The 13,287-nt window shown below is 66.0% G+C and carries 12 protein-coding genes; 7 read left to right on the plus strand and 5 right to left on the minus strand.

Translation table 11 applies throughout. The annotated features are described in order from the left end of the window. Positions 1–352: 352 nt before the first annotated feature. Complete coding sequence (locus HQQ85_RS12920) at positions 353–667, minus strand: hypothetical protein (RefSeq protein WP_173182977.1); 315 nt, start codon at positions 665–667, stop codon at positions 353–355. A gap of 411 nt (positions 668–1,078) precedes the next feature. Here HQQ85_RS12920 and HQQ85_RS12925 point away from each other — a divergent pair, with 411 nt between their 5' ends. Genes HQQ85_RS12925 through HQQ85_RS12945 form a run of 5 tightly spaced genes read left to right on the plus strand, consistent with a single transcriptional unit; the run spans position 1,079 to position 5,869 of the window. Continuing rightward, the gene (locus HQQ85_RS12925) at positions 1,079–2,527 is read left to right on the plus strand and encodes an MFS transporter (RefSeq protein ID WP_254069457.1); all 1,449 of its coding nucleotides are present in this window, start codon (positions 1,079–1,081) and stop codon (positions 2,525–2,527) included. 39 nt (positions 2,528–2,566) lie between these two features. Next, a complete protein-coding gene (locus HQQ85_RS12930; protein ID WP_173182978.1) occupies positions 2,567–3,469 on the plus strand; it encodes an ABC transporter substrate-binding protein in 903 nt (300 codons plus the stop codon). After that, the gene (locus tag HQQ85_RS12935; protein WP_173182979.1) at positions 3,466–4,464 is read left to right on the plus strand and encodes an ornithine cyclodeaminase family protein; all 999 of its coding nucleotides are present in this window, start codon (positions 3,466–3,468) and stop codon (positions 4,462–4,464) included. The genes HQQ85_RS12930 and HQQ85_RS12935 overlap by 4 nt, the downstream gene beginning before the upstream one ends. Beyond that, a complete protein-coding gene (locus HQQ85_RS12940; RefSeq protein ID WP_173182980.1) occupies positions 4,461–5,177 on the plus strand; it encodes an aspartate/glutamate racemase family protein in 717 nt (238 codons plus the stop codon). The genes HQQ85_RS12935 and HQQ85_RS12940 overlap by 4 nt, the downstream gene beginning before the upstream one ends. Positions 5,178–5,194: 17 nt before the next feature. After that, on the plus strand, positions 5,195–5,869 hold the full coding sequence (locus tag HQQ85_RS12945; RefSeq protein ID WP_173182981.1) for a GntR family transcriptional regulator: 675 nt from the start codon (positions 5,195–5,197) through the stop codon (positions 5,867–5,869). Between the two features lie 169 nt (positions 5,870–6,038). Here the strand turns inward: HQQ85_RS12945 and HQQ85_RS12950 are convergent, their stop codons facing one another. Then, the gene (locus HQQ85_RS12950) at positions 6,039–6,617 is read right to left on the minus strand and encodes a recombinase family protein (RefSeq protein ID WP_173182982.1); all 579 of its coding nucleotides are present in this window, start codon (positions 6,615–6,617) and stop codon (positions 6,039–6,041) included. A gap of 302 nt (positions 6,618–6,919) precedes the next feature. Further along, on the minus strand, positions 6,920–7,180 hold the full coding sequence (locus tag HQQ85_RS12955) for a hypothetical protein (RefSeq protein WP_173182983.1): 261 nt from the start codon (positions 7,178–7,180) through the stop codon (positions 6,920–6,922). An 850-nt stretch (positions 7,181–8,030) separates the two neighbouring features. Between HQQ85_RS12955 and HQQ85_RS12960 the strand changes: the two genes are divergently transcribed. Both HQQ85_RS12960 and HQQ85_RS12965 read left to right on the plus strand, forming a co-directional pair. After that, positions 8,031–9,260, plus strand: coding sequence for an MFS transporter (locus HQQ85_RS12960; RefSeq protein WP_371741890.1), 1,230 nt, complete (start codon positions 8,031–8,033; stop codon positions 9,258–9,260). A 67-nt stretch (positions 9,261–9,327) separates the two neighbouring features. After that, positions 9,328–11,571 (plus strand): glycoside hydrolase family 3 N-terminal domain-containing protein, encoded by a 2,244-nt coding sequence (locus HQQ85_RS12965; protein ID WP_371741891.1) that lies wholly within the window; start codon positions 9,328–9,330, stop codon positions 11,569–11,571. A gap of 86 nt (positions 11,572–11,657) precedes the next feature. On the opposite strand, the gene HQQ85_RS12970 is transcribed toward HQQ85_RS12965, so the two are convergent. Together HQQ85_RS12970 and HQQ85_RS12975 are read right to left on the minus strand one after the other, a co-directional pair. Further along, the gene (locus HQQ85_RS12970) at positions 11,658–12,425 is read right to left on the minus strand and encodes an SDR family NAD(P)-dependent oxidoreductase (RefSeq protein WP_173182985.1); all 768 of its coding nucleotides are present in this window, start codon (positions 12,423–12,425) and stop codon (positions 11,658–11,660) included. A 30-nt stretch (positions 12,426–12,455) separates the two neighbouring features. After that, a complete protein-coding gene (locus HQQ85_RS12975) occupies positions 12,456–13,235 on the minus strand; it encodes an SDR family NAD(P)-dependent oxidoreductase (RefSeq protein WP_173182986.1) in 780 nt (259 codons plus the stop codon). Positions 13,236–13,287: the final 52 nt, after the last annotated feature.

A 13,287-nucleotide genomic window follows, 5' to 3' on the forward strand; every position in this document is an offset into this window, starting at 1 on the left:
CGGGATTTTTCCCTCTGCGACGAGGCTACCGCATCCGTGCTCGGCTGGACGCGTCCAGACCTCCCGCACAACGATTCACTATCAATGCCCGAAAGACGGTCGGCCGGCGGGCGGCGACAAGGTCGGTGCGCTCCGTCGACGCCGCCGTTGTTGGGATGCCCGTTTAGCCCGCCCGATGAAATTGCCCGCAAGGGCGCCTTATCTGCAACACGTATATCGAGCCGTCTCGATAGGGGATCGATCACCGCGCGCCGCGACGGTCCGCCCGACACGCCGCAATCGGGCGTCTCATTTTCCTCGTCCGGAACGGTTCCGGTGACCGGGTGCTATTCGAGACGCCCCGTTCGTCCGGTCAGTTGATTTGGCTCTTGCTTGCGAGGTCAGCGCTCAAGCCTTCAATAAGCGTGACGATCGGCGATGGTTCCTTGATGTTGTAGCGGTAGGCGCCGTTCGCGACGATCGCTATTCGGCTTGAGAGGTCACTGTAAGTAGGGACGAGGTCGAGAACGCCGGGCCAATCGTGGGATAGGCGCTCGTGGGCGTCGATCCTCTCGGATGTGCTGAGAGTCATGCCGATCAGTGAGCTGCGCTTAGCGGCCTTGACAGTAAGAACGCCATCGAGGTCAGGATCAACGTCTGCGACGAGGACGACGTTGGTTGTGAACACAATCGGTCATGAGACATCGATGTTATGCGCCGGCGTGACTCAGAGTTTGCGGTCGGTAGATCGTGACTCTCCGTGACGTTCGGTTCGGGGTCTCTCCTGGCCTGCAGCGACCGCGCCATCGTGACGACCTGGGCCGCGTGAGCGCGGTTGTCGTTGCAGAGAGTGGAGGACTGCTCGCCCCGCGACGAACGGTGACATTCCTTGCCTACGGTCTCGGTTTCTACTCTGGGATACTAAATACAGTGAGGGGCCGCCCCAGAATTCGCTAGTGGCCCGTAAAGTCGGGATATAATGAGTTCGTAGCGTGATTGAAACCTGCTCGAAACAGTATCTGGGATACAAAAGAGGTGTCCACACATGGAAGCTGCTCTGACCGGCTCCATCTCACACCTCACACGCTGGGAGCTCCGCATGCCTGCTGTATCCCGCACCACCGTCTCGTCCCCCGCCTCATCCACCATCCCGGGCTCGGGCCACACCGTCGCCTCGGTTCTCGATTCGATCGGCTTCACCCGTGCGCAGTTCTGGATCTTCCTGCTGATCCTGGCCGGGGAGTTCTTCAACACCCTCGAGCAGAACTCGGTGGGCGCCATGGGCACCCACATCAAGGACTCGATGCAGATCGGCGACATCCAACTCACCGCCATCAACACCGCGACCGTCGTCGGCGGACTGATCGGGCGGTTGCTCGCCGGCTTCCTCGCCGACCGGTACGGCCGCCGCTTCTCGCTCAGCATCAACCTCCTGATCTACACCCTGGGCGGCCTGCTCAGCGCCATCTCGTTCAACTACGACATGCTGCTGGTGAGCCGCCTGATCGTGGGTATCGGCATCGGCGGCGAGTTTATGATCGGCATCGTGATGCTGTCGGAGATGGTCTCGACCAAGTTCCGCGGCACCGCGATCGGCGCCATCAACGTCGGCGCCGGAGGTGTGGGCAACTTCATCTCCTACGGCCTGTTCCTGCTGCTGCTCGGCCCCTTCGAGTCGCCGCTGGGCGGACCGGATGCCGTCTGGCGCTGGACGTTCGTGATCCTCGCCGTGCCCGCCCTGTTGGTCGTGCTCTACCGCCGACGCCTGCCAGAGACCCCGCGGTTCCTGCTCTCAAGGGGGCGGGTCGCGGATGCGAACCGGTCGCTGGCGATCCTTGCCTCGAATTCGCTGAAGTACACCGGCGCCCGGCCCCCGGTCGAGCTGACCGAAGCCGATCTGCCGCCCGTGAAGATGTCGGCGTCGCCTGCGGCCGTGTTCAGTCGGCCGGTCATTCGTCGCACCGCAGCATTGGGCGTCGCCTCGTGGATGGCCTTCGGATCGCAGGTCACGCTCAACTTCCTGATGCCGACCCTGCTCGTGGAGCGCGGCTACTCGGTATCGGAGAGCCTGCTCTACACGATGATCATGAACATCGGCTCGCTCCTGGGGGCCACGACGGCCGCGATCATCGCCGGCAAAGTCGGGCGGCGAACCGCCGTCGGAACCGCCGGCGTGCTCGGCTGCCTCACCGCCCTCGCATTCGCGGCCTTCGGCGACGGCACCGCCGCGATCCTCGTGCTCGGCGCCCTGTTCCAGTTCTTCACGATGGTGACCAACACCACCATCGCCACCTGGACGGCCGAGGTCTTCCCGACCGCGATCCGCGCCTCCGGCGCGTCGATCGTGAACGGCATCGGCAACATCGCCGGCGCGGTGATGCCCTTCCTCGCCGTGGCGCTCTACGGATCCTTCGCCTTCGCCGGCGTCTTCGGTCTCGCCGCCGTGATGTACGCCATCCTCGTGGTCGCCTCCCGCTTCGCCCCCGAGACCCGCGGCCGGTCGCTCGAAGACGTCAACGAGAACGCTATCGCCGCCGCAGCCCACTGACCACCATCCCCCCGACCGATCACTCACTGGAGGAACACCATGGACACCCTGAACATCTCGGCCACCGCCAACGGTCTGAACTACCTGCCCGAATACGTGGCGGATGTCGGCGGCATCTTCGCCGCGAACGACCTCGCGGTCACGGCCGTCGCCTGCGACCCGTGGACGGGGGTGCTCGACGACCTCGAGTCCGGAGCCGCCGACCTTGCGCTCGGCGGGCACTGGGTTCCCGGCCTCTACGCCGGGATGGACCGGAAGGTGACGGTGGTGGGTCAGCTGAACCACCGCTTCCCAATGACGATCGTCGCCCGCGACGCCACCGGCGCGGTGGGCCTCGACTGGCTCGCCGGGCGGGTGGTGCTCGCGCCGGGTGCCGGTGGCAGTGCGCCGTTCGAGTTCACGGCCGGACTCATCCGCGAGGCCGGTCTCGACGTCGCCGCCACCCGGTGGGTGCGCGACCTCTCGACCGCGATGATGATCGAGCTCTACCGCGGCGGTCTCGGCGACGCGATCATCCTCGATCTGTTGTCGGCCAAGGAGCTCGTGGCCGCCGGTGAGGGAACCATCGTGTTCAGCCACCTCGACTCCGGTGGAGTGATGCCCAACAGCATCTACTACTGCCGCACCGACCGGCTCGAGGAGCTCTCCGACCGCATCAACCGCTTCATCGACGCGATCGGCACCGCGATGGAGAGGATCACCTCCGGCGCCGCGACCGCCGAGATCGACACCGTGCTCGCCAGCCGCTGGCCCGACCGTGACCCGGCGCTGCTGCGCCAGGCCGCCGACGAGATGGCCGCCGGCGGGGTGTGGGACACCACCGTCATCGACCCCGCCGGGTCGGACCGGTGGATGCGCATCCTCGTCGATGCGGGTCTGATCGTGCGCGCCCCGTCGCTGGCCGAACTCACCAGCGCCCGCCCGGTCGGCGCCCGGTCATGACCATCGTCCTCGCCGCCGGCCAGATCGCCGATCTCGTCGGCGGCGTCGACGTCTACGCCGCCGTCGAGGCGATCTTCGCCGACCTCGGCACCGGAGCGATGACACAACCTGCGCCCATCGCCCTAGCCGGTGCGGATGACGCCGTCTTCCTGCCGATGGCCGCCCGCTCCGACCGGCTCGGCCTCGTCGCCGTGAAGCTGATGGCCGACATCCCCAGCAACGCCTCCCGTGGCCTGCCCTCGCAACGCTCCACCATCGTCGTCTCCTCCGTCTCGACGGGGGAGTGCGTCGCGGTTCTGGACGGTGGCATCATCACCCGGCTGCGCACGGCGGCAACCTCGGCCGTCGCGACGCGATACCTGGCGCGCCCGGACAGTCGGGTTCTCGGCCTGATCGGCGCTGGCAACCTCGCCCTCGAGCACGTCCGCGCCATCCGCCGAATCGCCCCGATCGGGGAGATCGTCGTCTGGTCGCGTTCGACGGCCACCCTCGATCGGTTCCAGGACGCGCTGGGAGGCCAGTTCGGCGCGCTCACCGTCGCCACCGGCCCGCAGGAGGTGATCGAGCGCGCGGACATCGTGTGCACGCTCACGCCGTCTATGGAACCGATCGTGAGGGGCGATTGGCTCCGGCCAGGGCAGCACGTGAACGCCGTGGGCGCCCGGCCGCGAGCCGGGCATCGCGAGCTCGACGGCGCGGCGATGGCGCGCGGCCTGCTGGTCGTCGACAGTGCTGCGACCGCCCGCGCGAAGTCGGGAGACCTCGTACAGGCCATCGTCGACGGGGCACTTGTCGACGACATGGTGCTGCGAGAGCTCGGCGACATCGTCGCCCGCACCGCGCCCGGACGCACCGGACATGACGAGATCACGGTGTTCGACTCCGTCGGACTCGCCGCGCAGGACCTCGCGGTCGCCGCCGCCGTGATCGACCTCGCCGTGAAGGACGGCGTCGGCCACAGCACGCGACTTCGGGCCGCGCCGGTGCTCGCATGACCCGCATCGCCGTCGTCAACTGCAACACGACCGAGTCGATGACCGAGACCGCGGCCGCCCGCGCGCGACTCGCTGTCGGTCCCGGCATCGAGATCGTCGCGGTCACCCCCACCTGGGGCGTGGAATCGGCCGAGGGCTGGTACGACAGCTTCATCAGCGCCGCCGCCGTTCTGCACACCCTCGAACGCCTGCCCGACGGCATCGACGGCGTCGTGATGGCCGGTTTCGGTGAGCACGGCCGTGAGGGCGCGCGCGAACTGCTCGACATCCCCGTGGTCGACATCACCGAGGCGTCCGCGCACCTGGCCATGCTGCTGGGCCGTCGCTACGGCGTCGTCACGACCGTGCGACGCGCCGCCGGCCAGATCGAGGACAGCCTCGCCGGCGCCGGGCTCATTGGACACTGCGCCGCGATCGAGGACACCGGACTCGGTGTACTCGAACTGGACGCCGACCCGTTCGCGACGGCAGAAGCCTTCGTCGCCGCGGGCGAGCGGGCGATCGCCCGCGGCGCCGAGGTGATCTGCCTCGGCTGCGCCGGGATGGCCGGACTCGAAGAGCACGTTGGCTCCCGCCTCCCGGTGCCCGTGATCGACGGCGTCGCCGCCGCCGCCGCACTCGTCGAGACGCTCATCCGGCAGTGCCTCCAGACGAGCAAGATCGACAGCTATGCCCGCCCTCTCGCCAAGTCGCGCAGCTGGCCGACCGGGTGAGCGTGTTGAATGGTCAGGTGGTCAGTGAAATCGAACCCCGGACCGTCGCCGCTCCCGAGGAATCCCTCGCCAGTCAGACCTACCGCACCCTGCGTCGCAACATCATCCTCGGTCACTACCCCCAAGGCTCACGACTCGTCGAAGCGGCCCTCGCTACCGAACTCCACGTCTCCCGACTCCCCATCCGTGAGGCCGTGCCGCAACTCGAGAACGAGGGCCTCGTGCGCACGCTCCCACGCCGAAGCGCCCGCGTCGCGGAATGGACCAGCGCCGACGTCACCGAACTCTACGACGCCCGCCTCAGCCTCGAGACCCTCGCCGCACGCCTCGCCGCCCGGGCCATCACCGACGGAGCATCTATCCGACCCCTCCTCGACGCGATCGACGCTGAACACCACGCGCTCAAGACCCAAGACTGGCTCGCCGCTGCAGAAACCTCCACCCAGGTGCACGAAGCGATCGTCACCATCGGCGGCAGCGCGCTCCTGACCTCGCTGATGCGTGGCATCACCGGACGACTCACCTGGCTCTCCTACCTCACGTCTGATCGTGATGAATCGCATCAATCAGTCGAGCACCACACCCTGCTCGACGCCATCAGCACCGGCAACGACCGCCTCGCCGAATCCATCATGTTCGCGCACATCGAACGAGGCCGCGCACCTTCCCTCGCCATCCTGGCCGGCGCTTGAACTAGGGTCTCGTCTCGCAACCCTAGGGATGCGAGGCGTCTCGTGAATGGCTTGGCGGGCAGCGTCTGAAAGGCTCCAGTGCGCCACGGCAGCGTCTCGCAGCTATGTCTTCAAAGCTGCCTCGACGGTTCACGTGCTCGAGCAGTCTGTGAGACACGGGACGCCACGGTCAGCGGAATTGCGCGCTTTGGTGGCGGTAAAGTGTAGCCCGGCTCCAACCGACTAGTTCCGCTGCCTCGGCCGCGGTCTTGCCTGCGGATCGAGCCTGGGCGACAATCGCGAGCTTTTCGCCGACGACACCGGGGTCGGACTTCGGGCGTCCGAATTGGGTGCCGGCTTCTCGAGCGACGGCTATGCCGGCGTTGACGCGTTCGACGATGAGCTCGCGCTCGTACTCGGCCAAGGTGGCGAGCATGTTGAGCATCAGCCGGCCCGTCGACGTCGCTGGGTCGATTCCGTCTGAGATGGATCGCACGTTGATGCCCGCGTCGCGGAGCCCGTTCACGGTATTGAGTACATCGATCAGGGAACGTCCGAGTCGGTCGACGCGCCAGACGACGACGGTGTCGCCGGCCTCGGCGTAGTCGAGGAGCCGCTGCATTCCCGGTCGTGATGCGGCGGTCTTGTTGCCAGAGGTGACGTCGGCGAAGATGTCCCGCTTCTGCACCCCTATAGAGAGCAGTGAGTCGATCTGAAGCTGCGGGTCCTGGCCGGCGGTGCTGACGCGTGTGTAGCCAAGAAGCCTCATGCCGCAATCATGTCTCGTAAAGCCTCTGGCTCAGCCCTAAGACACGCAGGCGCAGGAGATGACTTTGTGAGACACCGAGCGGCGCCGAGATTCCGGGGGAGGGGAGTGACCGGCCGGGCCCACCCCGGTTGTCTCGCAAATCTTTAGGTTTGCGAGACCCTGCCCGCGTTGCGAGTAAGGGTCTCGTGAAGCAGAGGAGATAGACGTCCCTCGCCGGTGCCGCCCCAAGCGGCGGTGTGAAGAACGTCGAGTCGCCGGAGAATTTCGTCTTCACACCCTTTCTCGGCAGGCGAGTTGTGGATTCAGTCCTCCCGTGGCTGTCCGCCGTCCTCCAGAGCGGCTCGCAGTTCGTCGAGCTCCTGAGTCCCGATGCCGATGAAGCTCTTCAGGGCGCGGCCCACCGGGATGGAGGCGGTCATCATGGCCATGTCGATCCCGAGCGACTCGTCGGATGACGTCGCATGACCCACCAGGGGCTGCAGTGCCGTGCCGAGCACGCTCCGGCCGTGCGCATCCGCCATCACCTCGCCGATCGTCGATTCGAACGAGAGGGGCACGGTCACCGCGTCCCCCTCGATCGTGACCTCGGTCGCGAGGAGAATGTCGCGGCTGGACGCCGCTGCCTCGAGATGGTTCCGGCACTCCCGCTGCGGTGGCGTCCAGAATCGCGGCGGCCAGCTCGTCGCGATGATGCTGGCGCTCCCGGCCGAACTGGTGCCGAGTGTTCTACATGGTCGAAACGGATAGCGACACGATCATCGCCGAGGAGCTGACTGCCTCGGTCGAGAGCGCCCTGAGTGACAGGATCGAGGCGCTCGAACCCGAGATCTAGGCCTCAGGATGAGCCGGTCACCTTCGGGATGTAGACACCCTTCCCGCGCGGCCCTCGAGCTCAACCTTGCTGACTAGCGCCGGAACTCTCTCGACCCACTACTCGCGAAGGGGACTTTCCGGTTCTAGCGAGGTAGCCGGTCCCTCTCGAGTCTTCTCGACGAGCCGGCGACGTACGAGCGTTTCACGTGCGGCTCAGTTGAAGTGTCGCGGCTATGACCAACGGGTGTGGCGGCAAACCGTGTTAATCGTTGATATCGAGCCACACGGCGATGAGGTCACTGGCTTCAGAAGGTACTTCGGATGGATCCAAGGCCTGAGTGGGCCGGGGTCGCTACCGATGCTCGCGGCACCCGTCCCTCAGTTTCGCGAATCTTTTGTCACGTGGTAACGTCCCTACACGATTGGTTATCTCGTGACAATTCGCAAAGATGCCCGCAGGACAAAGGAGTCGAAAAAGTGACGAACTCAGCTGGATTCGAAGAATCAGCAGAAGCTTTCCCAATCGCGCTATCACCCGTAACAGCGGAGTCTGAAGCGGTTGCGGAGAGAAGTCCGGTAGTCGAGGATGATCGTCCTCGCGTGCCGACGAGCTACATCACGTTTCTCCTGCTGGCGTTGTTCGGTGCAAACCTCGCGTTCGTGACCCCCATCGCCCTTTCGCTCGCAATTCAGATCCAGGCGCTCGCCCCCGACAATGTCGAGAGCCTCGGTCTGGTCCTGGGTATCGCCGCCGGCATCGGCGTCGTACTAGCTCCACTATTCGGTGTCCTCAGCGATCGCACCCGGTCGCGACTTGGGCGTCGTCGGCCATGGATGATTGCCGGTCTCGTCGTCGGCATCCTTGGTCTTACGATCCTCGCGCTGGCGCAGGACGTCCCGCTCCTCGCGGTGGGCTGGGTCGTGTCAACACTCGGATGGGGCCAGGTCATCGGCGGTCTGCAGAACTCTCAGGCCGACCGCCTCCCCGCGTCCCAGCGCGGGAAGGTCGCCGGGCTCACCGGTGTGGTGGGTCAGATTGCGCCGGTGGTGGGTGCGGTCGCGGGCGGGGCACTTGCGTTCAATTCGCTAGCGCTCTTCTTGGTGCCCGGCCTGATCGGTGTCGTGCTCGTGCTGCTGTTCATACTCTTCGTTCGCGAGTCCGACACCCGTGAGCGGGTTGCCGATGAAAAGCTCGACGTCAAGGGAATGCTCGCCAAGTACACGTTCAGCCCTCGCAAGTACCCAGATTTCTCCTGGAACTTCGTGGGCCGGTTCATATTCTTCTTCGGACTATCGCTGAGCTCGACGTTCACGGCCTTCTTCATGTCCTCGCGCCTAGGCCTGCCGATCGACCAAATCGGCGGCACAGTCGCCCTGGTCGGCTTGCTCGGGATCATCGCCACCATGGGCGGAGCGATCGGAGGAGGCTTCCTGTCGGACAGGCTCCGCCGACGCAAGCTCTTCATCCTCGGCGGCGGCACAGTCTTTGCGATCGGCGCCGTGGTTGTCGCCTTCGCACCGAGCTTCGAGGTAATCGTTGCCGGATTCTTCCTGACAAATCTCGGTATCGGTGTCTTCTCGGCGGTCGACCAGGCCCTCGTCCTCGACGTGCTACCTGAACGCGACACCCAGGCGGCCCGGTTCAACGCGTTGAACAGCTTCTCCTTCACCCTGCCGCAGGCTGTCGCACCGATCGTTGCACCCGCCTTCCTGCTCATCGGAATCGCCGCCGACGGCGACAAGAATTACACGCCTCTCTACCTAGCTGCAGCCGTCTGCACCATCATCGGAGGACTTGTCGTGCTGCTCCGAGTCAAGTCCGTCCGCTGACCCCGCCCCTGCCGACCGAAAGAACGACGTGTCCTCAGAATTTCCGTTCCAGAACCCAGCCCTTCCCGTGGCCGATAGGGTCGACGACCTCATCGGTCGCATGTCCATCGAGGAGAAAGCAGGCCAGCTCACCCAGTACTTCTGCTTCGACGTCGGTGAGCTCCCCGCTGACTTCGACATCGACTCACTACCGCCGGAGCATCAGCTATTCGTGCGTCAGCCCCTCGAGGTCGAGGCAGCGGCTGCCCAGGGAAAGGTGGGGTCGCTGCTGTTCATCAAAGATCCTGAGGTGGCGAACAGGTATCAGCGTCTGGCGATCGCGGGCAACCGGCACGGCATCCCGCTCATGTTCGGGTTCGACGTCATCCACGGCCTCCGAACGGTGCTGCCCGTGCCGATCGGGTTAGCAGCGACCTGGGATCCCGAGTCGGTCGAAGCCGGCCAGCGGGTCGCCGCGCGCGAAGCCCGCGCCTCCGGGATCCACTGGTCGTTCGCGCCCATGATCGACATCGCTCGAGACCCGCGCTGGGGCCGGATGGTCGAGGGGGCAGGCGAGGACCCCTTCCTCGGCGGCGCGGTCGCTGCGGCACAGGTCAGAGGATTCCAAGGCGACCTGGGAGCGGAAAGCGTGCTAGCCGGTCCGAAGCACTTCGCCGGCTACGGCGCGGCCCGAGGGGGCAGGGACTACGAGGACGCCGAGGTCTCGGACTCCGAGTTGCACAACGTCTACCTACCGCCGTTCAAAGCCGCGATCGACGCCGGCGCCCAGAACATCATGAGTTCTTACACGGACTTGAACGGCGTGCCCGCGAGCGGGAACCGGTGGCTCCTCACTGACATCCTCCGCACGGAGCTCGGCTTCACGGGCTTCGTTGTCTCCGACGCAAACGCCGTCAAATCGATGGAGAAGCAGCACTTCGCTGCTGGCCCGCGCGATGCCGCGGTACGGGCGATCACGGCCGGCAACGACATGGAGATGAGCGTCTCCCATCCCGCCTTCGACCATCTCCCCGACGCCATCGCCGCGGGGCTCCTCACCGAGGAGCAGCTCGACATTTCGGTGCGACGGGTACTTGCGGCGAAGTTCCGGCTCGGCTTGTTCGAAAATCCGTACACGGATGCCGACGCGGCCCCCGGAATCCTCACAGACCCCCGTCACCTCGACGTCGCGCAGGCGGTCGCCGAGCGCTCCACGGTGCTCCTGAAGAATGAGGGAGCGCTGCCCCTCGCGGGCAAGGGTCGTCTGGCTGTCATCGGGCGGCTCGCCGACAGCAAGCGGGACACGCTCGGGCCGTGGGTCTTCGGGCACACTACCGAGGACACAGTCACCGTGCTCGCGGGCATCCGCTCTCGCGCAAGCGATGACCTGACAGTCGACTACGCCCCCGGGGTGGCGATGCCCGACCGACTCTTCCCTTCTCCGTTCGACCGACAGGACCCCGACCCCGGCGAAGCCACTTACGGTAGTTCCGACGATGACGACATCGCGATCGAGGATGCCGTGCGCGTCGCCACAGCATCCGATGTGGCCGTGGTCGTCGTGGGGGAGCGGCAGAACCAGTCCGGTGAGCTCGCCTCGCGGTCGACGCTCGATCTGCCCGGCCGGCAGCTCGAGATGGTGCAGCGGATCGTCGAGACGGGCACGCCGGTGATCGTCGTCGTAATGTCCGGTCGGCCCCTTGACCTGCGCTGGATTGACGCCAACGCGGCAGCAGTCGTGCAGGCCTGGTACCCCGGAACCCGGGGAGGGCATGCCCTCGCCCGAGTGCTGTTCGGCGATGTCTCGCCCGCCGGTCGACTACCCTTCAGCTGGCCGCGGCACGTCGGTCAGGTGCCGATGATCTACGCCCACAACCGCACCTTCGCTCCGGACGACAGCGGCACCCGCTACTGGGACGAGGCTTCGACACCCCTCTACCCGTTCGGCCACGGTCTGAGCTATGCCACCTTCAGCTACGACAACCTACGCCTGGACCGCGGCTCAGTGCGCGTGGGGGAATCGGTGAGCGTGCTGATCGACGTCGCCAACACTTCCAGCCGTGACGCCGACGAGGTGGTGCAGCTCTACATCCATCAGCGGTACGGGTCCGCTTCCCGCCCCGTACGGGAGCTGAAGGGCTTCGAGCGCGTTGCGCTCTCTGCCGGCGAGACTCGCACCGTGACCTTCGAGCTCGGGGGCGAGTCGCTCAGTTACTGGAGCGCGGCGACCCGAGACCGGGTGCAGGACGTAACCACTATCGACCTCTGGGTCGGCGGAGACTCCCTGGCTGCCCTGACGGCCAGCCTCGACGTGGTGGCCGCCGAGAAGTAGCGGCGCGGAACGCAAAGACCTCCGCGGTCTGGTTCCGGGTGGTGGCCCGGTCCAGACCGCGGAGGTCTCTGTCGTCGTGCGACGGGTCAGGTGCGCATGGTGGTTCCGCCGTCGATGCAGAGCGTCTGGCCCGTGATCCACGCTGCCTGATCCGAGAGCAGGAAGGCCACCGCCGCGCCGATGTCGTCGGGCTCCCCCAGACGGTGAGAGGGCGTTGCCTGGAGAATCAGCTCCTGATATTCCTCTGGCAGATTGGCGCGGGTCTGTTCGGTCAGCACCATTCCCGGGGCGACGGCATTCGAGCGGATGCGCTGCTTGCCGTACCGTCTGGCTACGTGCCGGGTTAGTGCCCCCACTCCCGACTTCGTGGCAGCGTAGGCGACCTTGTCCGCCATACCCGCGTAGACGGCCCCCGACATCGTGTTGACTACGGACCCGCCGCCGGCGGCGAGGAGGTGGGGCAGCGCGTGCTTCAGCGTCAGCAGGTAGCCGGTGAGGTTCACGTCGAGACTTCGCTGCCAGGCGGCGAGCTCAATGTCGACGACGTCGGTGTCCTGCGCCACCTCCTCGGGCGAGATATTAGCGGCGACGTTGAACAGGCCGTCGATCCGGCCGAAGCGTCTGACCGCACCGTCCACCAGTGCCGCGACATCGGCTTCCGATGAGATGTCGGTGGCGAGAGCGAGCGATTCTCCGCCTGCAACGACTGCGGCTTCTGCCGTACGCTCGGCAGATTCGAGCCGGACGTCGCCGACCACTACCGACGCCCCAGCCGCCCCCAGGATTGCCGCGGTACTTGCCGCGATGCCACCTGCACCGGCGAAGACGATTATCTTTCCTTGCAGTCCGTCCATGGAATTCCTTTCCTTGTGGTTCGAGCCGGGTCAGGCGCTGATGAGTCCGCCGCCGTCGGCATGGATGTTCTGGCCGGTGATCCAGCGGCTGTCGTCGGAGACGAGGAACACGACCACGGGCGCGACGTCCTCGTAGGGGTCGCCGACGCGATGGAACGGGTTCGCCACGAAAGCTTTCTCGATGTGGTCGCGCGTGGCCGGCTCCATCCAGTCGATGCCGGTTGAGATGTTGTCGGTCATCCCGTTCGGGCAGATCGTGTTCACGCGAATGTTGTACTGACCCCATTCGCGGGCGACAACGCGCGACAGTCCGCGCACCGCTTCTTTCGCGGCCGCGTAGGGCGCGTAGAGTGCGTCGCCGGTCACGGCGGCTTCGGATGCGAAGTTGATGATCGACGCCCCGGCGCCCTCGTGGTCGCGTAGGTGCGGGAAGCTGAGCTTCATCAGGTGCCAGTAGGCGTAGACCGAGCTGCGCAGCTCGATGTCGAGGTCATCGATCGTCTTCTCGAGGAACGGGGCCGGCAGCGTGATCGTGTGTGCGTTGTTCACGAGGGCATCGATTGTGCCGAAGCGTTCCACCGATACGTCGACGAACCGCTCCAGGGCAGAGACGTCCATGATGTCGACCGGCACAGCCACGACCTCGGCGCCGCGCTCCTCACAGAGGCGCTTGGTCTCCTCCAGCTTCGACTCGGTGCGGGCGCAGATGGCGAGGTGGGCGCCCTCCGAAGCGGCGCGCAGGGCAAGCTGCTTGCCGATGCCGGAGGATGCTCCAGTGATCAGGACGACTTTGTTGTTCAGCTTGGTCATAGTCTCTTTCTGAGAGTGGTGGCGGTAGTGGTGGGGGCGAACAGCTGAGACT

This window comes from Herbiconiux sp. VKM Ac-2851 (assembly GCF_013205105.1).
Lineage (GTDB): Bacteria > Actinomycetota > Actinomycetes > Actinomycetales > Microbacteriaceae > Herbiconiux > Herbiconiux flava.